The sequence below is a fragment of the Pseudomonas sp. 9AZ genome (assembly GCF_902506525.1).
Taxonomy (GTDB): domain Bacteria; phylum Pseudomonadota; class Gammaproteobacteria; order Pseudomonadales; family Pseudomonadaceae; genus Aquipseudomonas; species Aquipseudomonas peli.
In genome coordinates, this window is sequence record NZ_LR733840.1 from 294,948 (window position 1) to 318,175 (window position 23,228).

At 59.6% G+C, this 23,228-nt stretch carries 18 protein-coding genes; 9 read left to right on the plus strand and 9 right to left on the minus strand.

Annotated features, from left to right (window positions below; translation table 11 throughout):
• Nucleotides 1-4: 4 nt before the first annotated feature.
• From ALTER154_RS01525 to ALTER154_RS01535, 3 genes are all read left to right on the plus strand, one after another.
• Nucleotides 5-1,336, plus strand: coding sequence for a deoxyguanosinetriphosphate triphosphohydrolase (locus tag ALTER154_RS01525; RefSeq protein ID WP_160084968.1), 1,332 nt, complete (start codon nt 5-7; stop codon nt 1,334-1,336).
• A 3-nt stretch (nt 1,337-1,339) separates the two neighbouring features.
• Complete coding sequence (locus tag ALTER154_RS01530; RefSeq protein WP_160084969.1) at nt 1,340-2,410, plus strand: FUSC family protein; 1,071 nt, start codon at nt 1,340-1,342, stop codon at nt 2,408-2,410.
• Nucleotides 2,411-2,509: 99 nt separating this feature from the next.
• Nucleotides 2,510-5,467, plus strand: coding sequence for an HD domain-containing phosphohydrolase (locus tag ALTER154_RS01535; protein WP_160084970.1), 2,958 nt, complete (start codon nt 2,510-2,512; stop codon nt 5,465-5,467).
• Between the two features lie 60 nt (nt 5,468-5,527).
• On the opposite strand, the gene ALTER154_RS01540 is transcribed toward ALTER154_RS01535, so the two are convergent.
• The gene (locus ALTER154_RS01540; protein ID WP_090248116.1) at nt 5,528-5,869 is read right to left on the minus strand and encodes a YggL family protein; all 342 of its coding nucleotides are present in this window, start codon (nt 5,867-5,869) and stop codon (nt 5,528-5,530) included.
• Nucleotides 5,870-6,103: 234 nt separating this feature from the next.
• Between ALTER154_RS01540 and dacB the strand changes: the two genes are divergently transcribed.
• Nucleotides 6,104-7,552: a D-alanyl-D-alanine carboxypeptidase/D-alanyl-D-alanine-endopeptidase gene (gene dacB / locus ALTER154_RS01545; RefSeq protein WP_090248117.1), complete on the plus strand. Its 1,449-nt coding sequence runs from the start codon at nt 6,104-6,106 to the stop codon at nt 7,550-7,552.
• Between the two features lie 37 nt (nt 7,553-7,589).
• On the opposite strand, the gene ALTER154_RS01550 is transcribed toward dacB, so the two are convergent.
• Nucleotides 7,590-8,063 (minus strand): MarR family winged helix-turn-helix transcriptional regulator, encoded by a 474-nt coding sequence (locus tag ALTER154_RS01550; RefSeq protein WP_160084971.1) that lies wholly within the window; start codon nt 8,061-8,063, stop codon nt 7,590-7,592.
• A 111-nt stretch (nt 8,064-8,174) separates the two neighbouring features.
• Here ALTER154_RS01550 and ALTER154_RS01555 point away from each other — a divergent pair, with 111 nt between their 5' ends.
• From ALTER154_RS01555 to ALTER154_RS01575, 5 genes are all read left to right on the plus strand, one after another.
• Nucleotides 8,175-9,944 carry an N-acetylglutaminylglutamine amidotransferase gene (locus ALTER154_RS01555; RefSeq protein WP_160084973.1) on the plus strand — a complete coding sequence of 590 codons (1,770 nt, stop codon included), beginning with the start codon at nt 8,175-8,177 and terminating at the stop codon, nt 9,942-9,944.
• A 73-nt stretch (nt 9,945-10,017) separates the two neighbouring features.
• Complete coding sequence (ngg, locus tag ALTER154_RS01560; RefSeq protein WP_160084975.1) at nt 10,018-11,757, plus strand: N-acetylglutaminylglutamine synthetase; 1,740 nt, start codon at nt 10,018-10,020, stop codon at nt 11,755-11,757.
• Nucleotides 11,758-11,818: 61 nt separating this feature from the next.
• Nucleotides 11,819-13,009: an osmoprotectant NAGGN system M42 family peptidase gene (locus ALTER154_RS01565; RefSeq protein WP_160084976.1), complete on the plus strand. Its 1,191-nt coding sequence runs from the start codon at nt 11,819-11,821 to the stop codon at nt 13,007-13,009.
• An 80-nt stretch (nt 13,010-13,089) separates the two neighbouring features.
• Nucleotides 13,090-15,843, plus strand: coding sequence for a hybrid sensor histidine kinase/response regulator (locus tag ALTER154_RS01570; protein ID WP_160084977.1), 2,754 nt, complete (start codon nt 13,090-13,092; stop codon nt 15,841-15,843).
• 168 nt (nt 15,844-16,011) lie between these two features.
• Nucleotides 16,012-16,260 carry a YheU family protein gene (locus ALTER154_RS01575; protein WP_090248127.1) on the plus strand — a complete coding sequence of 83 codons (249 nt, stop codon included), beginning with the start codon at nt 16,012-16,014 and terminating at the stop codon, nt 16,258-16,260.
• A 15-nt stretch (nt 16,261-16,275) separates the two neighbouring features.
• Here ALTER154_RS01575 and ALTER154_RS01580 read toward each other — a convergent pair whose 3' ends face one another.
• The 7 genes from ALTER154_RS01580 to ALTER154_RS01610 form a co-directional block, all read right to left on the minus strand.
• On the minus strand, nt 16,276-16,704 hold the full coding sequence (locus tag ALTER154_RS01580; protein ID WP_160084978.1) for a hypothetical protein: 429 nt from the start codon (nt 16,702-16,704) through the stop codon (nt 16,276-16,278).
• A 110-nt stretch (nt 16,705-16,814) separates the two neighbouring features.
• Nucleotides 16,815-17,981, minus strand: coding sequence for a CynX/NimT family MFS transporter (locus ALTER154_RS01585; RefSeq protein WP_160084979.1), 1,167 nt, complete (start codon nt 17,979-17,981; stop codon nt 16,815-16,817).
• A gap of 128 nt (nt 17,982-18,109) precedes the next feature.
• A complete protein-coding gene (locus tag ALTER154_RS01590) occupies nt 18,110-18,916 on the minus strand; it encodes an SDR family oxidoreductase (RefSeq protein ID WP_090248132.1) in 807 nt (268 codons plus the stop codon).
• Nucleotides 18,917-19,021: 105 nt separating this feature from the next.
• Nucleotides 19,022-19,393, minus strand: a complete 372-nt coding sequence (locus tag ALTER154_RS01595) for a DUF2784 domain-containing protein (protein ID WP_160084980.1) — start codon at nt 19,391-19,393, stop codon at nt 19,022-19,024.
• Nucleotides 19,394-19,520: 127 nt separating this feature from the next.
• On the minus strand, nt 19,521-19,844 hold the full coding sequence (locus tag ALTER154_RS01600) for a ComEA family DNA-binding protein (protein WP_160084982.1): 324 nt from the start codon (nt 19,842-19,844) through the stop codon (nt 19,521-19,523).
• Between the two features lie 162 nt (nt 19,845-20,006).
• Entirely contained in the window at nt 20,007-21,935 is a 1,929-nt protein-coding gene (locus ALTER154_RS01605; RefSeq protein ID WP_372239941.1) for a polysaccharide biosynthesis protein, read from the minus strand.
• Between the two features lie 114 nt (nt 21,936-22,049).
• Nucleotides 22,050-23,222, minus strand: coding sequence for a DegT/DnrJ/EryC1/StrS aminotransferase family protein (locus ALTER154_RS01610; protein ID WP_160084984.1), 1,173 nt, complete (start codon nt 23,220-23,222; stop codon nt 22,050-22,052).
• Between the last annotated feature and the right edge of the window lie 6 nt (nt 23,223-23,228).

Consider the following 23,228-nt stretch of genomic DNA (forward strand, 5'->3'; position numbering starts at 1 on the left):
ACCCTTGGATTGGCAAACCCTGCTCAACCGTGAACGACTCGGCAAGCCGACGCACAGCGTCGTCGAACTAGGCCGCACCCCGTTTCACAAAGACCATGACCGCATCATCTTCTCCGGCGCCTTCCGCCGCCTAGGCCGTAAGACCCAGGTGCACCCGGTCTCCAGCAACGACCATATCCACACCCGCCTGACCCACTCGCTGGAAGTCAGCTGCGTGGGCCGCTCGCTGGGCATGCGCGTTGGCGAGATGATCCGCGATGCCCTGCCGGACTGGTGCGAGCCGAGTGACCTGGGCATGGTCGTGCAGTCCGCCTGCCTGGCCCACGACATCGGCAATCCACCTTTCGGCCACTCTGGCGAAGACGCCATCCGCCACTGGTTCCAGCAGGCCGCCGGACGCGGCTGGCTGGACTCGATGAGTGCGGCCGAGCGCGGTGACTTTCTCAGTTTCGAGGGTAATGCCCAGGGCTTTCGTGTACTCACCCAGCTGGAATACCACCAGTTCGACGGTGGTACCCGGCTGACTTACGCGACGCTCGGCACCTACCTGAAATACCCCTGGACCGCACGTCACGCCGAAGCGCTGGGCTACAAGAAGCACAAGTTCGGCTGCTACCAGAGCGAGTTGCCGCTGCTTGAGCAGATCGCCAGTAAACTCGGCTTGCCGCAACTGGAAGAACAGCGCTGGGCGCGTCATCCACTGGTCTATCTGATGGAGGCAGCAGATGACATCTGCTACGGCCTGATTGACCTGGAAGACGGTCTGGAAATGGAGCTTCTCGATTACAGCGAAGTCGAGGCGCTGCTGCTCGACCTAGTCGGCGATGACCTGCCAGAAACCTATCGCCAGCTCGGCCCCGACGATTCTCGGCGGCGCAAGCTGGCGATCCTGCGCGGCAAAGCCATCGAACACCTGACCAATGCCGCCGCCGAAGCGTTTGTCGAACAGCAGGATGCCCTGCTCGCCGGCACCTTGCAGGGTGATCTGGTCGAGCACATGCACGGCACCGCCAAGCGCTGTGTGCAAAGTGCCAAGGACATGGCCCGACGGAAAATCTTTCAGGACAAGCGCAAAACCCTGCATGAGATCGGCGCCTACACCACCCTGGAAATCCTGCTAAATGCCTTCTGCGGCGCAGCGCTGGAGCAGCATGGCGGACGCACACCGTCGTTCAAGAACCGACGCATCCTTGACCTGCTCGGTAAAAACGCACCCGACCCAAGCTGGCCGCTGTACCGCTCATTCCTGCGCATGATCGACTTTATCGCCGGCATGACTGACAGCTACGCTACTGAAATGGCCCGCGAGATGACGGGCCGCTCAAGCCCGGTATAAGCCATGACGAGCCTATTGCGACAAACCTTCAGCTGGCATGCCGGGCCGCCCGCCTGGGGCCCCGCGATGGTTGCCGGCTTCGGCTGTGCACTGCCGCTGCTGCTCGGGCTGTTCAGCGCTCACCCGGGTTTTCTCTGGGCTTCGGCAGGTGCCTTCCAGGCTGCCCAGGCCAACCCGCTGCACCGCCTGGGTATGCTGCGCATGTTGATGCTCTGCGGCCTGGGCGCCTGTAGCGCCGGGTTGGGCTTCTGGTCAGCCAGCCATCCGTATGCCAGCTTGCTGGTGTTCGCGGTGTTTGGTTTCTTGCTCGCCTGGCTGCAGCGCTTTGGCAGCGAAGCCGGCAAGCTAGGCATCGGCCTGGCCATCTGTCTGTGCCTCGGCCACGGTCAGCAGGGCCTGGGCTCGCTAAACAACCCGTATGCCATTGCCATGCTGTTCATCCTCGGTGGACTTTGGGTGATGCTGCTGGCCTTCGGCCTGCGCGGTATGCATGGCTTGCGCATGTGGCCGTATATGCCGCGTTTTATCAGCATCTTCAAGGTACTCAAACGCCACGCCAAGCGCCTGCCACAGCAAAAGTGGCGCCTGCATGCACTGGGTTGCACCTTGGCGTTTGCCCTCTCCGGGCTGATCGTCAACCTGGCTGAGTTGCACCGTGGCTACTGGCTGACACTGACTGTAGTGACCACCCTGCAGCTGGACTTCCAGGGCAGTCTGGTAAGGGCCGTGCAATCGATCCTCGCCAGCCTGGGCGCCGCAGCACTGCTGATCCTGCTCGGTCACAGCATGCAAAACCCGGCACTGATGGTCGCCACACTGCTACCGCTGATCGCCCTTAGCCGTGCCCTGCAGGCCAACCATTACGGCCTGTTTGTGCTGCAGACGACGGTGTGCTTCGTGTTGCTGGCCGAAAGCCTGGCGCATGACTGGCAGCTGCCTCAGGTGCGCTTGTTCAACAGCCTGCTTGGCGTGGCCCTGGCATTGCTGGTAGCGCTGCTGGTGTATGGCCTGGAGCGCTGGCTAGATCATCGAAACAATCTGCAAAAAATCAAGCACAGCACAGGCCCAATCTAGAGCTGTTGCAGCGCAAGAAACCTGTGTTCGCGCCACGGCAAAACGCACAACGCTCCACTATGCTTTGCGCTTGGCCAAGGCATAAAAGGACATGCGCGGATGCAGCAGACAGCAAGGTCTAAGGAACGACGTTTTCCGCTCCATATCCATATCAGCGTGCTGTTTACCCTGCTTTTGCTGGGCTCCGGGGTGGTGCTGGGGTACTTCAACTACCAGCAGACCAGCAAGATTATCCTCAGCAGCAGCGACCAGCTGTTCACCCAGATGCGCAAAGAAGTGCAGGCGAGTCTGCGCAATACCTACCAACCGATTCGTAACATGATCAACCTGCTCGCGCGCAACGAGCAGCTTAGTGGTCGCGACCGCCACGAACGGATGGTCATGCTGCCGATTTTCAGCCAGGCGCTGCGCGACAACCCCAAGCTGGCTTCAATCTATGTCGGCTATGGCGATGGCAGTTTCTTTATGGTGCGCCCACTGCGCAGCGAGAAACTGCGGCAGATCTTCTTCGCACCCGACAATGCGGCCTATCAAGTGTGGAGCATCGACCGCATCAGTGAACAACGCCTGGACTCCGAATACCTGTTCTTCGACAAACAACTGCAACCGATTAGCCGGCGGCAGAACCTTAAAGAAACCTATGACCCGCGCACTCGCCCCTGGTACAACGGTGCTCTGCAGAGCACTGAGCACTTCACCACCGCGCCCTATGCCTTCTTCTCCACGGGAGAAATTGGCACCACCCTGGCTCGCAAAAGCACTGAAACCACAGTGGTGGGGGCCGACCTGACCCTTGATGACCTGTCCGCCACCCTGGCCGAACACCGCCTGACCCCCTCTACCGAAGTGGTGCTGTACAGCCCCGATGGCAGCGCGGTTGCATACCCGGACAGCGCGCGCCTGGTAATCCCAGGAGAAACACTGCAACTGGCGCAAGTCAAAGACCTCAGCCCAGTGCTGGCCGACTTTCTCAGCCTCGGGCTCGACGCGGATCGCCAAGGCTCCGTGCGCCTGAATAAACAGCGCTGGCAGATTTCTTACAGCCAGTTCAGCGAAGGTGGCCCGCAGGGATTGCGCCTGGCCCTGCTGGCCCCGGAAAGCGAGCTGCTGGCGGATGCCTACCGCATCCGCTGGCAGGGCGCGGTACTGACCTTGTGCATTCTGCTTTTATGCATACCGCTGGGCTGGCTGCTTTCCAATATTCTGGTCAAACCGTTGCGCTTGCTGGTGGGCGAGGCCGAAGCCATTCGCAGTTTCAATTTCGATTACCCGGCCAGCGGCCGCTCCTTCGTCAAGGAAGTCGACCAGTTGGCCGTGTCGATGGGAAAGATGAAGGACACCATCTCCAGTTTCCTCGACATCACCGCCACGCTTTCAGCGGAAACCCGTTTCGATGCCTTGCTACGCCGGGTGCTGCGTGAAACCGTCGACCTCAGCGAAGCCAGCGGTGGCCTGCTGTATTTGCGCGACAGCAGCAGCGGCCGCTTGGAGCCGTACGGCCTATTTATCAACGAGCAGCAACACAACCTGGAAGAACACCGTATCCCGAGTTTCGACCCCGATGACCCCGCCCTGCCCAGCTGGTTAGCGCAAACGGCCACCGGCGGCACCAGCGTCACCGTGGCGCTGGGGTTCGAGCATGCGCAGGGTTTCCAGAGCCTGCTGCATACCCTCGACAGCCCGCGTGCGCACCTGGTCTGCACCGGCCTGCACAACCGCCAGGGTCAGACATTGGGTGTGCTGGTACTGCTGCACCGCGACAGCGGTGACGAAACAGACCTGGCCATGCTACGCCCCGAGCGCATTGCCTTTGTCGAGGCTGTTTCCGGCGTCGCGGCGCTGTGCATTGAGAGCCAGCGCCTGCTCGATCAACAAAAGAAACTGCTCGACGCCTTTATCCAATTGATCGCTGGCGCCATCGACGCCAAAAGCCCCTACACCGGCGGCCACTGCCAGCGTGTACCAGAACTTACCCTGATGCTCGCCCGCGCGGCTGAAGCCAGCGAAGAAGCCGCATTCCGCGATTACCAACCCAGTGAAGAAGAATGGGAAGCCCTGCATATCGCCGCCTGGCTGCATGACTGTGGCAAGGTCACTGTGCCCGAATACGTGGTGGATAAAGCCACCAAGCTGGAAACCATCTGTGATCGTATCCACGAGGTGCGCATGCGCTTCGAAGTGCTCAAGCGCGATGCCTGGATCAGCTACTGGGAGAACCTCAGCCAGGGTGGCGATGCTGCGAACCTCGCCCAGGAGCGCGATGAGCTGCTCACCACTCTGGATGACGAATTTGCCTTTATCGCCCGCTGCAACCTGGGCGGTGAAGCCATGGCCGAAGCCGATCTTGAATGCCTGCGCCGCATCGGCGCGCGCACCTGGGCGCGCACTTTGGATGATCGCCTGGGAGTGTCCTGGGAAGAAAACCTGCGCCAATCACGTACACCGGCGCAGCCCTTACCGGTGCAGGAAACGCTTCTAAGCGACAAACCCGAACACCTGATCGAGCGCCCTGAGAGTGAACTGATCGCCGAGGACAACCCCTGGGGTTTCAAGCTGGACATACCACACTACAAACACAATCGCGGCGAGCTGTATAACCTCGGTATTGGACGCGGCACCTTGACCAATGAGGAGCGCTTCATCATCAACGGCCATATGGTGCAGACCATCCGCATGCTCAGCCACCTGCCCTTCCCTGCGCACCTGGCCAACGTCGCTGAAATTGCCGGTGGTCACCACGAAAAAATGGACGGCACGGGCTACCCCAAACGCCTTAAGCGTGAAGACATGAGCCTGCCAGCACGGATGATGGCGATTGCGGACATCTTCGAAGCGCTGACGGCGGTGGATCGGCCTTACAAGAAAGGCAAACTGCTGTCGGAATCACTCAACATCATGGCGGGCATGTGCAAGGGGGCACACATCGACCCCGAGCTGTTCGGGCTGTTCGTGCGGGAGAAAATCTACCTGCAATACGCCGAACGCTTTTTGCGCCGTGAGCAAATTGACCAGGTTGATATCGCTGCGCTGCTGGCCAAGGCTGGACTGAGCGACTGACGGGAATTGCAGAAGGGCGAAGCAACAGGGCATGCGCGATGCATGCCCTGCTCACAGGTCTTAGGCCTGATTGATCGAGTTGTCTGGGTACCAGACGTCGATCAGCGGGCTGGCAGTGAAATCTACCAGCTCGTCACGGCCTTTCAGCCAGGCTTCAACAGCTGCACGCTGCTCTTCATTGACCGAGCCACGCTTGGACAGGCATACCAGACCGAAGTCATCGCCGCCGACATAGCCCAGGCCGTTAGCGACCATCGCGTCACGCAGAAAATCTTCCAAGAAGCTGTCGATGGCTGCATCGCTCAGGTCTTGTTTGAAGTTCAGGTTCAGCTCAAAGCCCAGCTCCTGGAATTCATCCACGCAGAGTTTTTTGCGCAGACGGCGGGAACGGTTAGTAGCCATGGAACAATCCTCAAAAGTGATAACGCGCGGCACTCTAGCAGTTTCGCGGCCTACGCGCCCGTCTGGAAGACGACAGGTCAACCGATAGCCTGCAGAAAAGCCCGGCCAATCGCATTTACTGCCACTCAGCCGGAACTGTCTTGGGGCATAATTGCCAACATTATCCCAACCCGCGACGGAACCTCGTTAGATGCCTCGCGTCACCTTTGTCCCTCAGTTAGAGGGGAGTCGCCCATGATCAAAAGCCTACGTCACCTGGCCATCGCCGGCCTGCTGTTACCTGTTTGCCTGCCGCTGGCGGCCGCCACCCCGGGCTTATCAAACAAAGTTCAACAGTCATTGAAAGCCAACAAGATCAGCAGCCAGTCACTGTCTGTGGTAACCGTGCCGCTCAACGGCCCGGGTAATAGCACTTATTTCAATGCCGACATCTCCGTCAACCCGGCTTCGACCATGAAGCTGGTCACTACCTACGCAGCGCTTGAACTGCTCGGCCCGACCCACCAGTGGAAAACCGAATTCTTCACCGATGGCCAACTGAAGAACGGCGTGCTTAACGGCAACCTGTACCTCAAGGGCGGCGGCGACCCCAAGCTGAACATGGAAAAGCTCTGGCTGATGATGCGCGACCTGCGTGCGAACGGCGTGCTGCAGGTGACGGGCGACCTGGTACTCGACCGCAGCCACTTCGTACAGCCACAGCTGCCCAGCTTCAATGACGACGGCGGCGACGCCAACAAGCCGTTCTTGGTGGCCCCCGACTCACTGCTGGTCAACCTCAAGGCGCTGCGTTTTATCGCCCGCACCGAGGGTGGCAAGGTGCATATCGCCGCCGAGCCGCCGATTGCCTCTATTCGCATCGACAACCGCGTCAAAGCCCTGCCGGCAGCCAAATGCCCGGGCTGGCCGGATGTCCGCTACAACCCGGTCACCGAATTTGACGGTACCACGGTCATCGTGACCGGCAAACTGGCCGAAGGCTGCAGCTCGCAGACCTACCTGTCGCTGCTGGATCACCCGGGCTACGCCGCCGGCGCCATCCGCGCCATCTGGCAGGAACTGGGCGGCAGCATCATGGGCAAGGACCGTCTTGCGCCAGTGCCGGAGAAAGCCCGCCTGCTGGCCCGCGCCTACTCCCCGGACCTGACCGAGATCATCCGCGACATCAACAAATACAGTAACAACACCATGGCCCGGCAGCTGTTCTTGAGCCTCGGCGCGCAGTTTCGCAACTCCGCCGACCAGGACGACAGCAAGGCAGCGCAACGAGTGATTCGCAGCTGGCTCGCGCGCAAAGGCATCACCGCGCCGCACCTGGTGATGGAGAACGGTTCCGGGTTGTCGCGTGCCGAGCGGGTCAGCGCGCGGGAAATGGCGACCCTGCTGCAGGCGGCCTGGAAGAGCCCTTACGCCGCTGAGTTCATGGCCTCACTGCCGCTGGTGGCAATGGACGGCACCATGCGCAAACGCCTGCACCGCACCCCACTGGTGGGCGAGGCGCGGATCAAGACCGGTACGCTGAACAACGTGCGTGCCATCGCCGGTTTCAGCCGCGACAGCAACGGCAACAGCTGGGCCGTGGTAGCGATCCTCAACGATCCACGCCCCTGGGGCGCCTCGTCGATTCTCGATCAGGTGCTGATTGATCTGTACAAGCAGCCCAAACTCAGCGCCCAGCGCTAGCCCTCGCTCAATCCCGCGCCGTCCCAGGCGCGGCGTTTTACTCCATTTCCCCACACAGCTGCGCCGCGCGTAACAACGCGGCAGTCAGGCTGTGCCGCTCCCATTCCTGCAAACCGGCAAAGCGCGCGACAAACTCCGGCGGCAGCAGGCTCGGCGCCTGTTGCAGCAGGGTGCGGCCCTGTTCACTGAGCAGCAGCCACTGCCGGCGGCGATCCTGATCATCACGCTGACGTTGCAACAGGCCCTTTTCCTCCAGCCTGTCGAGCATGCCGGACAGGGTCGCAGCCGTCAGGCTGACACGACCACTCAGGTCGCTGGCCGTCAGGCGTGTCTCTCCCGCCAACACCTGCAGAATCATCAATTGCATCGGCGTCAGCCCACCAAAGCGACCGAGCCGTTTGGCATGTACTTCCCCGGCCTGCTGCAAACGCCGCAAGGCCTGAAACAGCGGCAGTTCGAAGGCCGAAATAGATGACAAATCTATTTCAGTAGAAACCTTTTTATCGACCATATACGCCTTTTAATTCGATATAAAACTTTGACATGAAAGCATTATTTTGTTTTGGTGTAAAAGGTTCGGCAGCCCCGAACCACTCCCCAACGGCAATACCGGTAAGGAATTATGTGCGCAATCGCTGGAGAATTACGTTTTGATCAACGACCGGCCGACCTGGCTGCAGTCGAGCGAATCACCCACCACATGACCGCCCGCGGCCCCGATGCCCACGGCTTCTTCAGCCAAGGCCCGCTAGCCCTCGGCCATCGCCGCCTGAAAATCATGGACCTGGCCGAAGCGTCTGGCCAGCCGATGATCGACAGCGAGCTGGGCCTGACGATGGTGTTTAACGGCGCCATCTACAACTACCCGGAACTGCGTGAAGAGCTGAAAGCCCTCGGCTATCGCTTCTTCTCCGGTGGCGACAGCGAAGTGCTGCTCAAGGGCTACCACGCCTGGGGCAGCGACCTGCTGCCCAAGCTCAACGGCATGTTCGCCTTCGCCATCTGGGAGCGTGACAGCCAGCAACTGTTCATCGCCCGCGACCGCCTCGGGGTCAAGCCACTGTATTTGTCACGCACGGGCGAACGCTTGCGCTTTGCCTCCAGCCTGCCCGCACTACTGGCTGGCGGTGACATCGGCAAAACCCTCGACCCCGTCGCCCTCAACCACTACCTGAACTTCCACGCCGTGGTGCCGGCACCGCGCACCCTGCTGGCTGGGGTGGAGAAACTGGCACCGGCCAGCTGGATGCGTATCGACGCCCAAGGCAACTGTGAACAGCAGACCTGGTGGAACCTGACATTCGGCCCGCAGCGCGAGGAAATCGCCTTCGGCCTGGAAGAATGGCAAGAGCGCGTGCTCGACGGCATGCGCGAGGCGGTATCGATCCGCCAACGCGCTGCCGTGGACGTCGGCGTACTGCTCTCCGGCGGCGTCGACTCGAGCATGCTGGTCGGCTTGCTGCGTGAAGCCGGGGTGGACAACCTGTCGACCTTCTCCATCGGCTTTCAGGATGCCGGCGGCGAACGCGGTGACGAGTTTCAGTATTCCGACCTGATCGCCGAGCACTTCGCCACCCGTCATCATCAGTTGCGTATTGGCGAGCACGAGATTCTCGAACAGCTGCCCGCCGCCTTCCGCGCCATGAGCGAGCCGATGGTCAGCCACGACTGCATCGCTTTCTACCTGCTGTCACGCGAGGTGGCCAAGCACTGCAAGGTGGTGCAGAGCGGCCAGGGCGCCGATGAGCTGTTCGCCGGCTACCACTGGTATCCGCAGGTGGACGCTGCCGAGGATGCCTTCGGCGCTTACCGCGCGGCGTTCTTCGACCGTGATTACGACGAATACGCCGCCTGCGTGCAGCCCGCCTGGCTAACCGGCGACATGGCTGGCGACTTTGTTCGTGAGCATTTCGCCCAGCCTGGCGCCGTGGCCGCTGTGGATAAGGCGCTGCGCCTGGACAGCACGGTGATGCTGGTCGACGACCCGGTCAAACGGGTCGATAACATGACCATGGCCTGGGGTCTGGAGGCGCGCACGCCGTTCCTCGACTATCGCCTGACAGAGCTCTCAGCGCGCATTCCTGGGCGTTTCAAGCTACCGGATGGCGGCAAGCATGTGCTCAAGGAAGCGGCACGTAAGGTGATCCCCAGCGCCGTCATCGACCGGCCCAAAGGGTATTTCCCGGTGCCTGGCCTCAAGCACCTGGAAGGCGCCACCCTCAGCTGGGTGCGTGACCTGCTGCTCGACCCCAGCCAGGATCGCGGCCTGTTCAACCCGGCCATGCTAGATCGTTTACTGAGTGACCCGCACGGTCAACTGACGCCCTTGCGCGGCTCCAAGCTGTGGCAGTTAGCCGCGCTGAATCTCTGGTTGAACGAACACGGCCTGTAGAGCGCTGCAGTGGCTGGGTACACACCCGCCACCGCAGCATCCGCCACCTGCTCACGGCAAAGGAACCCCTCCAATGCGTGCCACTGCCTTTAATCAACGCCTGCTACGCGGCCAAGCGCCCTCCTACGAGCGCCTGCAGGCGCGCCTGGCCGAGGGCCACAACGCACCGCGCAGCGAGCCGCAAGCCGTGCACTGCGGCTGGGGCCGCCTGCTGCTCGGCCACACCTACCCGGATGCTGCCGCCCTGGCCAGCGACCTGCTGACCGAGCAGCCTGGCGAGCGCGATATCGCACTGTATGTGGCCGCGCCGCACCAGGTGCTGGCGCAAGCCCCGCAGCAGCTGTTTCTCGACCCTTCCGACACGCTGCGTCTTTGGTTTACCGACTACCGCCCAGCGCGCCGGGGCTTTCGCGGTTACCGAGTGCGCCGGGCACAGAATGCCGAGGACTGGCAGGCGATCAATGAGCTGTATCAACTGCGCGGCATGCTGCCGATCGACCCCGGCAAACTCACCCCGCGCCACCTTGGTGGGCCGGTGTATTGGCTGGCCGAGGATGAGGACAGCGGCGCGGTTATCGGCAGCGTGATGGGCCTCAATCACCACAAGGCCTATCAGGACCCGGACCACGGCAGCAGCCTGTGGTGCCTGGCGGTCGACCCACGCTGCAGCCGACCTGGCGTCGGCGAGGTGCTGGTACGTCATCTGATCGAACACTTTATGAGCCGCGGCCTGAGCTACCTGGATCTGTCCGTGCTGCATGACAACGAACAGGCCAAGGGCCTGTACGCCAAGCTGGGCTTTCGCGAGCTGCAGACCTTCAGCATCAAGCGCAAAAACGGCATCAACGAAGCCCTGTTCCTCGGCCCTGGCCCGCATACACCGATGAACCCTTACGCGCGAATCATCGTCGATGAAGCGCTGCGACGCGGCATCGAAGTGCAGGTCGACGACGCCGACGCCGGGCTGTTCACCTTGAGCCACGGTGGCCGGCGCATCCGCTGCCGGGAATCCTTGAGCGACCTGACCAGCGCGGTCAGCATGACCCTGTGTCAGAACAAGCGCCTGACCCATCGCACTCTGGCTCGCGCTGGCTTGCACCTGCCCGCCCAGCGCCTGGCCGGCAGCGCCGAGGACAACGCCGCGTTTCTCGCCGAGCATGGCAGCCTAGTGGTCAAGCCGGTGGATGGCGAACAGGGCCAGGGCGTAGCGGTGGACCTGCGCACGCCGCTGGATGTGCAGGACGCCATTGAACGCGCCAGCACCTTTGACAGCCGCGTGCTGCTGGAAAGCTTTCACCCAGGCTTTGATCTGCGCATTCTGGTGATCGGCTTTGCCGTCGTGGCCGCCGCCATTCGCCGCCCAGCGGAAGTGATCGGCGACGGCCAGCACAGCATCGGCGAGCTGATCGACGCACAGAGCCGTCGCCGGCAGGCTGCCACCGAGGGCGAGAGCCGCATCCCCAAAGACGCCGAAACCCTGCGCACCTTGCATGCCGCCGGCGTCGACTACGACAGCGTGCTACCAGCCGGGCAGCGCCTAGCCGTGCGCAAGACAGCCAATCTGCACACCGGCGGCAGCCTGGAAGACGTCACCGACGTCCTCCACCCGGTACTGGCCGATGCCGCAGTAAAAGCCGCCCGCGCTCTGGACATCCCGGTGGTTGGCCTCGACCTGCTGGTACCCGCCGCTGATCAGCCCAAGTACGTGTTTATCGAAGCCAACGAGCGCGCAGGCCTGGCCAACCACCAGCCGCAACCCACGGCAGAGCGCTTTATCGACCTGCTATTTCCCTTGAGCCAGCCACCCAGCTAACCCATTCCCCAGCCCCTCTCCGGCTGCGGCAGAGGGGCGCAATCGCCGTAGAGGAGACTCCATGCAACAACTCCCAGAGCCCGACCTCGTCTATCTGCAGAAGGTGCTGCTGGAAATGCTCGCCATTCCCAGCCCCACCGGCTTTACCGACACCATCGTGCGTTACGTCGCCGAGCGCCTGGAGGAGATCGGCATTCCCTTCGAGATGACCCGGCGCGGTACCATTCGCGGCACCCTCAAAGGCAAGCAAAGCAGCCCGGATCGCGCGGTCTCGGCGCACCTGGACACCATTGGCGCGATCGTCCGCGAACTGCAGGACAACGGTCGCCTGGGCTTGGCCGCAGTCGGTTGCTGGTCGAGCCGTTTCGCCGAAGGCAGCCGTGTCAGCGTGTTTACCGACCAGGGCGTGATTCGTGGCAGCGTACTGCCGCTGATGGCCTCGGGGCACGCCTTCAATACCGCCGTGGACCAATTGCCGATCAGCTGGGACCACGTCGAACTGCGCCTGGATGCTTACTGCAGCACCCGCGCTGACTGCGAATCACTGGGCATCTCGGTGGGCGATTTTGTCGCCTTCGATCCGCTGCCGGAGTTTACCGAGAGTGGGCATATCAGCGCGCGTCACCTGGATGACAAAGCCGGCGTCGCGGCGCTGCTAACCGCACTCAAAGCCATCAAAGAGAGCGGCCTGGAACCGGAGATCGACTGCCACCCGCTGTTTACCATCACCGAGGAAGTCGGTTCTGGTGCGGCAGCAGCCCTGCCCTGGGATGTCAGCGAATTTGTCGGCATCGACATCGCCCCGGTTGCGCCGGGCCAGCAGTCCAGCGAACACACCGTCAGCGTGGCCATGCAGGACTCAGGCGGGCCTTACGACTATCACCTGTCACGCCAACTGCTGCGCCTGGCCAGCGAGAATGAAATCCCGGTACGTCGCGACTTGTTTCGCTACTACCACAGCGACGCACAGTCGGCGGTCACCGCTGGCCACGACATCCGCACCGCCCTGCTGGCCTTCGGCTGCGACGCCACACACGGCTATGAACGTACGCATATCGACAGCCTCAAATCCCTCAGCCGTTTGCTTGCCGCTTACGTGCTCAGCCCACCGGTATTCTCCAGCGATGCCCAGCCGGCGAAGGGCTCGCTAGATCGCTTCAGCCACCAACTGGAGCACGATGCCCAGATGGAAAGTGATACCCGTGTACCGACGGTTGACAGCTTATTGCGCCCCCGCGATCAGGACGCTTGAAGGGCCGCACGCATCCGGGCAAAGTGACAGCATGACGCGAGGCCGGATCTGGCCTCAGATAATAATATTGAGGTCGGTGAATGCCTCGGATATGGCTGGCGATGGTGCTGTTCTGGCTGTGTGGGCCGGCGTGGGCGTTGCTGCCTGCCACACTGGACAGCGCCGATTTGCGTCTGTCACTCGGCCCGTCCATGGCTTACCTGGAAGATTCAAAAGGCATGCTGAGCGCCGAACAGGTCGGCGCGCTCAGCGATGAGCGCTTTACCCCTGTCAACGGCGAACACGCCAACCTCGGCAAAAATGATTCGGTCTGGTGGTTCAAGGTACGTCTGAACAACCGCCTGGCACAGGACCTGGCCGGCTACCTAGAAGTCAATTACCCCCTACTGGACCACCTGCAGGTCTACCTGCGCCACGCTGATGGTCAATGGCAGATGCAGGAAAGCGGCGACCGCTTTGCCTTCTCCCAGCGCCCCGTTCAGGTGCGCAACTTCTGGTTTCCACTGGAGCTGACGCCCGGTGAAAGCACCTTGCTGGTACGGGTCGAGACCACCAGCACGATCTTTATGCCGCTGTTCTTCAGCACCTACCAAGCCAGCGCGGCCGCCCAGGAAAACCTCATGGGATTCAATGGCGCGTTCTATGGCGTGCTGTTTGCGATGTTCTGCTACAACCTGTTCCTGTTTATCTCACTGCGCGAGTCGGCCTACCTATGGTACCTGGCCTACAACCTCAACGTCGGCCTGCTGGCCGCCTGCTTCGACGGCATGCTGTTCAAGCTACTGCCCGAGCATGTGGTGTTCCAATCGGTGAGTATCTACATCCTGATGTACCTGCATTGCCTCACCGCCATTCAATTCAGCCGGCACTTCCTGCATGCGCCGCAGTACTTTCCACGCCTGGACACTGGCCTGCGCTTATTGATGCTGGCTTGCGCCGGCTGCCTGTTGTCAGTGCCGCTGATCGGCTTCAACGCCTGGAATATTCTGGCCAGCGTCACGGTCTCGCTGGTGTCACTGATCTTGCTGCTCACCGGGGTCTATGTCTGGCGGCGCGGTGTACGTTACGGCTCTTATTACACGCTGGCCTGGGCCATCTTGCTGTTCGCCTTTATTCAAGCCACCACTGGCTCGCTGGGCCTGGAAGTGCTGGGTGTGTTCGGCGCAACGGTGGTGAAAATCGGCGTAACCATCGAGCTGATCACCCTGTCCATCGGCCTGGCCGACCGCATCAACCTGCTCAAGGAAGAAGGCTTCCAGTCGCGCCGCGCCGCTGAGCAAGCGGAAATCGAGAACCTGGCCAAGAGCCGCTTTCTGGCCAAGATGAGCCATGAAATCCGCACCCCACTCAACGGCGTATTGGGCATGTTGCAGCTGCTCAAAGAGACCCCACTGGACCGTAGCCAGCGCTTCTATGTCGACACCATTTCCAGCTCCGGCAGCTCGCTGATGGCGGTGATCAACGACATCCTCGATTACGCGCGCATCGAATCTGGCAAGCTCAGCCTTGAACACATCGAATTCGACTTGGAAGAACTGATTTCCGACACCCTCAGCCTGTTCACCGGGCAGGCGCTGGATAAGCGTCTGCGCCTCTATGTCAGCCTGGAAAGTGGCGTGCCACGCCGTGCCCTGGGAGACCCGACACGGCTTAAGCAGGTGCTGATGAACCTGCTCAGTAATGCCCTGAAGTTCACCGCCGAAGGCCACGTGGCACTGAATGTCTGCCGGCGCAATGATTCCCAGGGCAAACCGCATCTGGTGTTCGCCATCAGCGACAGCGGCATTGGCATCAGTGATACAGCTCTGACCCAATTGTTCGAATCCTTCGCCCAGGGCGACTCCAGCACCACCCGCCGTTACGGCGGCAGTGGCCTGGGTCTGGCGATCAGCAAGGAGCTGGTGGAAATGATGGGCGGCCGTATCGAGGTGCAGAGCACCCTCGGCCAGGGCACGCGCTTTGCCTTCGATGTGCCGCAAAGCGCTGACGAACTCCCGACCGATCCACTGCACGAGCTGCTCAAGGGCCGCACCGCTCTGCTGACGTCACTCGACGGTCTCGGCCTCGATGCCTTGAGCCGTTTGCTGGGGCGTTGGGGCATGCGCACCGAGCGCTGCCAGAACCCGGAAACCCTACAAGGTTACCTGGAAGACTTCTCCGCCCCGCCACTGCTGGTGCTGATGGCACCTTGGCCGGGTAGCATTCAGCACTGGCTGGATTCGCTGCGTCCACTGCTGCAACCTGGGCAACGCGTGCTGCTGCTCTGCGCGCCCGAACACTGTCAGCAACTGCCCAGCTCCGCCGGCCTGCGCCTGCTCGGGCTGCCTCAGCCGCTGGCCATCAACGCCCTGCGCAGTGCCCTACTCGAACTGTACGAAGAGCCGCGTATCGTGGAAATCCAACCGCAACCCAAAACCCACACAGATACAGGCACCGCGCCTTGCATTCTGGTGGCCGAAGATAACCCCGTGAACCAGCTGGTGGTGCAGGGCTTTCTGAAAAAACGTGGCTATAACGTGCGCCTGGTGACCAATGGCCTGGCTGCGCTGAATGAGTACCAACGCGACCCCAATGCCACGCAACTGATTCTCATGGACTGCGAAATGCCAGAAATGGACGGTTTCGAAGCCACCCGGCAAATCCGTCGCCTGGAGCGTCAGTACAACCTGCCAGCCGTACCTATCATCGCCCTGACCGCCCATATCCTGGATGAGCACCGCCAGCATGGCGCTGATGCAGGCATGAATGACTTTCTCGGCAAGCCCCTGGACAGTGCCAAGCTGTACAGCACCCTGGAAGCGTATCTGCAGCATGCAGAGCCGTCCGTTCAGTAGCGGCGCGGCAGAGATGCTCACGCAGAGCCCTGTGAATCGCCCCTGAGGTCGTGCTCAAGTGCGTTAGTCACAAGCGGCTTTTCAAGGCAGTTTTTAACGCAGCACTGCCAACGTAGGTAATTTCTCAACGGCCTGCTAGCATCCGCGCTGCGCTCTGGAGGCCTTACCGTGCTGATCCCTTATCACCTGCTCGAAGCTGACACCCTGACCCGCCTGATCGAAGACTTCGTTACCCGCGACGGCACCGACAACGGCGACGAGACTCCACTGGATACACGTATCGAACGGGTACGCCACGCGCTGAGCAAGGGCCAGGCAGTGATTGTGTTTGATGCGGAAAGCCAGCAATGCCAGCTGGCGCTGAAGCGCGATGTACCGAAAGAGTGGCTGGATGCGCTTGAGGGTCTTGAAGACTAAGGGGCATGTGGCCGGCTACCCTCGCAGGCCGCCCTCGCGCTCCCAGGCACAACGCACGCGCAATTCACCTTCCTGCGGGCTGTGGAAGCCACTGTCGGACTCCCAGCGAAAGGTGTGCGTACCGTTCAGCTCGGTTTCCAGGTGCACCACCGCACTGGCCCAGTAAAGACGCTTGAGCAGCGCCTCGAACTGCTTGATCCACAGGCTCCACTCATACTCCACCGTACGGTAGCTGGCGCCGAAGTGGATCACCTGGGTCTGGTACAAGCCATCGCCCGGTTGTTCACAGCAGGCGAACATCTCACGCCCGAGAAAGCTCCAGGCATCGCCGGCCGGTAGCTCTTCGAGCACTTGCCGATTGATTTCACGGCGCAGTCGACTCTCCGCCGGACTGTCCGATGGCCAGTCTCGGATGCAACCATAAACGATGGATTCGGACTCCACGCAGGCACTCCAGCAAATCAAGGCTGCCTTCTATCACAGCCGTCCAGAGCAAGGAAGGAACTACTGCCAAATAAGCGTCATTGCCGTGGCATAGCGACGCCTAAGCGGCGTCAACTAAAGGCGCGCTTCGGCCCGCGCCGCATCATCCAGGCCAACACCGTCATCAGCACTGCAAGCCCGGTAAGCACCATAAACGGCAACTGGTAGTTACCCGCCAGATCGCGCGCCAACCCGGTCAATACCGGTGTCAAACAAGCAATGCTGTATCCCATGCACAGCATCATCGCCGTCCAGCGGCTTACCGCCAGTGGCGATCCCGCCTCGTACAACGGCAGCACCAGCGACAAGGCAAACGAGCCGCCTAAACCAAAGCCGATGGTCACCGCCCAAAGTTCAGGCAGCACGGTCGGTTGAAAGGTAATCATCGCCAAGCTGATCGACGACAGCAGCCCACAGCCGACCAGCAGCAGGTAACGGTTCTTGAACCGCTGCGCCAACCAGGGCAACAGAAATGAGCTGGGCAGTCCCATCAGCATCGACACACTGAACAGACTATTGCTGTGCATCAGGCTCAACCCGGCTTCGTTGTAACGCGCTACGGCCCAGGTGGCGAGGGCATAAAACAAGCCGGCTTGGATGGCAAAAAATGCACTGATCAACCAGGCCCGTGGCTGCCGCCAAGGCAAGCCGGTGCCACCCTCTTCGCTTTCGGCTTCGACACGGTTAGGCAGGAACAGCCACAGCAGCAAACCGACGACCGCCGGTAGCGCCCAGATGGCCAGGCCATAGGTCCAGTCATTCGCCAACCACTGGGTAGCCGGTATCGTCAGTACTGCACCGCCCGCACCGCCAATCGCCATGCTCAGCGAATACCAGCCCACCACGCTGCCCATCCGCCCAGCGAAGTGGCGCTTGATGAAACCCGATAGCAACGGCCCAGCAACCGCGATGGCCGCGCCCAGCAGCACCGCACTGCCAATCAGAATTGCGCTGGCATGCCCTACCGCACGCAGCAACAGCGCCACAGCAATAACCGCCAGACACAGGGCAATGGTACGTTCGAGCCCCAGGCGCATCGCCAGACGCGGCGCAAAAGGCGCGAGCAAACCCATGCATAACACGGGAAGCGCAGTGGTGAGGCTGATCAGGCTACGGCTCAAGGCCAGTTCTTCAGCAATCCGCTCAATCAGCGGTGCCAGAGAAGTGATACCGGGTCGCAAGTTGATTGCAGCCAGGATCAGGCCCAGCAACAGCAGGGCCCGCGGGAAAGGTTTCACAGTAAATCCATCAGTTTCGCGGCCATACCGACATGGCCGCAAACCTTAGAGCGCAAGTTCACACCAGACAAGCCCTAAACGGGATAAAGTTGACTGATAAATCAGCAATTATACCACTACAGGTCAAATTACTTGGTGCGCGGTGCACGCATCTTGTCGGCCATGGCTGTCATTTCGTTATAGAGCAACTGCGGGTTCTTCTGCTTCAACGCCCAAGCCATACGGCCCTGTTCGTGAGGCAGAATCATGAACTCGCCTTTGCCGATTTCCTGGTAGATGTAATCGGCAATATCGGCCGCACTGATCGGTGAGCTTTCCAGCAGCTTGCCCACTTGCGCTTTCATGGCCGGCGTAGGACCGCGGAAAGAATCCAGCAGGTTGGTCTGGAAGAACGAAGGGCACACCACATGCACGCTGACTTCATGCAGCTTCAACTCGATCAACAAGCTTTCCGACAGTGCTACAACTCCGGCCTTGGCCACGTTGTAGTTACTCATGGCCGGGCCCTGCATCAAGGCTGCCATGGAGGCAATATTGACGATTTTGCCTTTGCTCTTTTCCAGTAACGGCAGGAAGGCCTTACAGCCCTTCACCACACCCATCAGGTTGATCGCGATCTGCCAGTCCCAATCTTCAAGCGACAACTCGCTAAAGAACCCGCCAGAGGCTACACCGGCGTTGTTGACGATCACATCGATGCCGCCGAGCTTCTCCTCACAGGCCTGGGCAAACGCAGTCAGCTGGCTGTAATCACGTACATCACAACGCTGGGTAAAGCCATCGCCACCCGCCTCACGAACCATCTGCAGGGTTTCCGCCAGGCCCGGCTCGTTGACATCCGACAGTGCCAACTGCCAGCCCTCACGCGCCCAACGCAGGGCCATCTCACGCCCCAAACCCGAACCTGCGCCGGTGATCATCATGCGATTTTGCATAGGAAAGCTGCCTTGTGCTGCTGTGATTGATGGAGCCAGTGTAGCCGGGTAAATTATCTTGCCCGCATACCATCATCCATCTGAATAAGGCGGCCTAAGCTCAACTCACGGCCGCTGCCAACGCTGCCACAGCAACACGCCATAAATCAGCGCATTGAGCAGCAGAACAAACACCCCCAAGCCAATCTGAATCTGCGGTGTCAGCCCAGCCGGGTAGATGATCGGCAGCAAATAGTGCTCCACAAAACCGCCGCTGTAGCCCACCTGCCCTGCAGCCAGACGCAGGCTGTGTTCCAGCGGCGTCAGCGGACAGGGCCAATGCATCAACTCCACCAACACACCCCATAAGGCTGCTGGCACATGCAACCAAACCAGCCCGTGCCAACGCCACACCAGCAAACCGCCCAACACCGCAAATAGAATAAACAGCAGGTGAAAGACCACCACCGCATCTGCCGCCACTGCCAACCAAACCATAAAGCGCCTCGCGATTAATCCTCAACCTTATTGTTGTCAAATAACAGGCAACGACTATTAAAAACCTGATTGCCAGAAAGCAAAAAGGCCGGTTAATAACCGGCCTTAATTCAAACTACTAAACGCGTCAGTTAATACTCAACTTGTCGCGATTCTTTTCCAACGTTGCTTCGCCGATACCCTTGACCTCCAACAACTCATCCACCGAAGCAAAATCGCCGTGCTCATCACGATAAGCAACAATCGCCTGCGCTTTGACCTCACCAATCCCCAGCAACTCACGTTGCAAAGTGGCCGCATCAGCAGTATTGAGATTGACTTTACCTACTGGAGCCACTTCGGCTGTTTCAACTACGGATGCCGACTGGGTGTTAGTTTCAACAGCGGAAACCGCCAAGGGTATAGAAGCAAGAAGAACGAAAAACAGAGACCACAGTTTGACTTTTAGCATACGAGAATCCTTTCGTTAGTTTTTTTCAAAGCGTGGGACTTCCCTCTCCACGCTCTAAAAACTAGCTGTTGCCATGCACTTGTCAAATAACTTTATGCATCACTGAAGCGGGCAGCAAAACCTGCAGCTATACCCTGCTCAACTAGGCCTTACTGCATAACCCTAAGGCTCAAGCCGACGCTTCATATGTATCCAGTCAACAATCTCGCCTTCTGGCTTGTAACCGCTAACCGTCTTACGCAACAACTGGCGCACACGATCATAGTCATCACGAGCCACCGCAGCTAACAGTTCGCTTAACACCGCCTTGAAGGCTTCCCACGAAAGGTGCTCTTCATTAGCCCGCATGATCATAGGATGTTCAGTCGGGCTAACGTTATCGCCAATCAACAGCTCCTCATAAAGCTTCTCGCCCGGACGCAGACCAGTAAAATCAATAGAGATATCACCCTGAGGATTCTTGGCAGAGCGTACGCTCAGGCCACTGAGATGGATCATTTTCTCCGCCAGCTCGGCAATTTTGACCGGCTCGCCCATATCCAACACGAAAACATCCCCGCCCTTGCCCATCGCTCCGGCTTGGATCACCAACTGCGCCGCCTCCGGGATGGTCATAAAGTAGCGGGTGATATTAGGATGAGTGACTGTAACCGGCCCGCCTTTGCGAATCTGCTCATGGAACAGCGGAATAACTGAGCCGGATGAGCCCAGCACATTGCCAAAGCGCACCATGGTAAAACGCGTTTTGTTCAGTTGGCGCAGCGCCTTGTCATCCTCGAATAAGACTGGCGCCGACTCGCGACTAAGAGCCTGGAGCACCATCTCTGCCAGACGCTTGGTACTACCCATTACATTGGTCGGACGCACGGCCTTATCGGTGGAGATCAGTACAAAATTACTCACGCCGGCCCTGATCGCCGCTTGCGCAGTATTCAGCGTGCCCACTACGTTATTCAGCACCCCTTCGGCAATATTGTGCTCCACCATCGGCACATGCTTATAGGCTGCAGCGTGATAAACCGTATCCACTTTCCAGGCATTCATAACATCCAGCAGCCTATCGGCATTGCGGATAGAGCCGAGAATCGGCACTAGGCGAAGCGGTAACGACTCACGCTTGATACGCGCCTCAAGCTCGCTGTGAATACTGTAAAGATTGAACTCGCTGTGTTCGAATAACAACAGCATTGCAGGCTGATTGAGCAGAATTTGTCGGCATAACTCTGCTCCAATTGAGCCACCAGAGCCGGTGACCATCACCACCTGGTTGCGAATACAGCGCTCGAATAGCACCTGCTGTGGCGGAACGGAATCACGCCCTAACAAGTCGGCGATATCCACCTCCTGAACATCCTCGACCTTAACCCGGCCACTGGCCAGATCCATAAATCCGGGAATACTGCGTACATGCAGCGGAAAGTTTTCCAATTCCTCAAGAATTTGCCGCCGTCGCCCACGCGACGCCGAAGGCATGGCCAAGAGAATTTCATCGGCACCTGTTTCATCAATCATTTGCTGAATATGCTTAGAGGTGTATACCCGCAAACCTGCAATCGTGCGATTGGCAATGCCCGGATCGTCATCAATAAAGGCTACCGGGCGCATAACGCGTCCCAACCTAAGCGCAGCAACCAACTGGTTACCAGCCGCACCTGCACCATAGATGGCGACTTTGGGCAAACCGCTTTCACGACCTTGTAACCTAGTTGGCAGGTCGGCAGAGAACCAGTCCCCCATAAAATACTGGCGCATCATCAAACGCAACCCACCGACCAATACCAAACTCAACCACCAGTAGTTGAACACCATTGATCGCGGGATGAGCTTAGGCGCCGCCTGATGCCAATAAACAGCCAACGCCAGTAATAACGCCGACAGTGTGACAGCCTTACCAATAGCCAGCAGCGCATCGTTGCCGAAATAGCGCATAACAGCACGGTACATGCCAAAACGAATAAACATCGGAATGGCGATAATCGGCGCCAGAGCGAACAACCAGGCATGTCCGCCAAGGGGCTCGATAGACTGGCTATCGCCCAGGCGCACAACAAACGCCAACCACAGCGCACTCCAAACAAGCACCACGTCCATGGCCACCTGAATCAGTCGCTTTTGACGCCGTGGCAAACTAACCAAACGACTGCGCAACGTTTCAGCAAGTCTTAGCACAACGACTCCTCAATCCTTTGGAAAATAAAACCCGGCCTAGCAGGCTTCCCGCATGACTTCGACCAGAACATCACAAGTCTTATTAATTTCTGCGTCTGTAAGCGTCGGATGAACCAGTAACATCAAGCTGGTTTTCCCCAGCTCTTTTACAACGGGCAAGCGATCTACCGGGCGCCAGCCTGTACCATCGAACGCTTTCTCCAGATACACCTCTGAGCAAGAGCCCGAAAAACAGGGCACGCCTCTAGCGGTCATTTCATTGAGGATACGATCACGATCCCAACCCGGTTTCAAAGCAGCCGGCTCAACAAACACATAACACTTGTAAGCAGCATGCGTGACTTCTGAGGGCACGGCTGGTACTCGCAAACCAGCAAGCGCCTGCGCAGACGACCAGATACGCTCGGCATTGGCCAACCGCTTAGCGTGCCAATCCTGCATACGCTGCAACTGGATCCGGCCAATAACTGCCTGAACCTCCATCATCCGCCAATTGGTACCGAAGCTCTCATGCAGCCATCGAAAGCCCGGCGCATGCTGACGCTCGTAAACTGCTTCCCACGATTTGCCGTGATCCTTGATCGACCACATGCGTGACCACAGAGCGCGATCGTTAGTGGTAACCATGCCGCCCTCACCGCCAGTGGTCATTATCTTGTCCTGACAAAACGACCAGGCACCGACATGACCAATCGAGCCAACCGGGCGACCTTTGTAGTACGCACCATGCGCTTGGGCGCAATCCTCAATCACTTTAAGATCATGTTCTACGGCCAGCGCCATGATCGGGTCCATATCGCAGGGCCAGCCAGCCAGATGCACGCAAATTACGGCCCGAGTACGCGGTGTTAGCACGGCGCGGATGGTTTCGGCAGTGATGTTCTGCGACTCGCTATCGACATCTGCAAAAACCGGTATCGCCCCGGCATTGACAATGCACGACACCGAAGCCAGGAAGGTACGCGGGGTAACAACCACCTCATCACCTGCACCTATGCCCAATGCCTGCAGCGCCAGATCCAGTGCAACAGTGCCATTAGCCAAGGCGATGGCATGCTCGCTACAGGCCCATGCCGCAAACTCTTTCTCAAACTCACGGCACTCCTTCCCCGTCCAATAATTGACCTTGTTAGAAAGAATTACATCGCGAACAGCATTAGCCTCTTCTTCAGAGAACGAGGGCCAAGGGGAAAACGGGGTGTTGAGCATAAAACC

Excerpts from the sequence above, each read along its gene's own strand:
- ALTER154_RS01595 (WP_160084980.1), bottom strand. The coding sequence starts at position 19,393 with ATGGTTTGGTTGGCAGTGGCGGCAGATGCGGTGGTGGTCTTTCACCTG.
- ngg (WP_160084975.1), top strand. The coding sequence starts at position 10,018 with ATGCGTGCCACTGCCTTTAATCAACGCCTGCTACGCGGCCAAGCGCCC.
- ALTER154_RS01600 (WP_160084982.1), bottom strand. The coding sequence starts at position 19,844 with ATGCTAAAAGTCAAACTGTGGTCTCTGTTTTTCGTTCTTCTTGCTTCT.
- ALTER154_RS01555 (WP_160084973.1), top strand. The coding sequence starts at position 8,175 with ATGTGCGCAATCGCTGGAGAATTACGTTTTGATCAACGACCGGCCGAC.
- ALTER154_RS01605 (WP_372239941.1), bottom strand. The coding sequence starts at position 21,935 with ATGGACGTGGTGCTTGTTTGGAGTGCGCTGTGGTTGGCGTTTGTTGTG.
- ALTER154_RS01570 (WP_160084977.1), top strand. The coding sequence starts at position 13,090 with ATGCCTCGGATATGGCTGGCGATGGTGCTGTTCTGGCTGTGTGGGCCG.
- dacB (WP_090248117.1), top strand. The coding sequence starts at position 6,104 with ATGATCAAAAGCCTACGTCACCTGGCCATCGCCGGCCTGCTGTTACCT.
- ALTER154_RS01540 (WP_090248116.1), bottom strand. The coding sequence starts at position 5,869 with ATGGCTACTAACCGTTCCCGCCGTCTGCGCAAAAAACTCTGCGTGGAT.
- ALTER154_RS01550 (WP_160084971.1), bottom strand. The coding sequence starts at position 8,063 with ATGGTCGATAAAAAGGTTTCTACTGAAATAGATTTGTCATCTATTTCG.
- ALTER154_RS01530 (WP_160084969.1), top strand. The coding sequence starts at position 1,340 with ATGACGAGCCTATTGCGACAAACCTTCAGCTGGCATGCCGGGCCGCCC.
- ALTER154_RS01565 (WP_160084976.1), top strand. The coding sequence starts at position 11,819 with ATGCAACAACTCCCAGAGCCCGACCTCGTCTATCTGCAGAAGGTGCTG.
- ALTER154_RS01610 (WP_160084984.1), bottom strand. The coding sequence starts at position 23,222 with ATGCTCAACACCCCGTTTTCCCCTTGGCCCTCGTTCTCTGAAGAAGAG.
- ALTER154_RS01535 (WP_160084970.1), top strand. The coding sequence starts at position 2,510 with ATGCAGCAGACAGCAAGGTCTAAGGAACGACGTTTTCCGCTCCATATC.
- ALTER154_RS01590 (WP_090248132.1), bottom strand. The coding sequence starts at position 18,916 with ATGCAAAATCGCATGATGATCACCGGCGCAGGTTCGGGTTTGGGGCGT.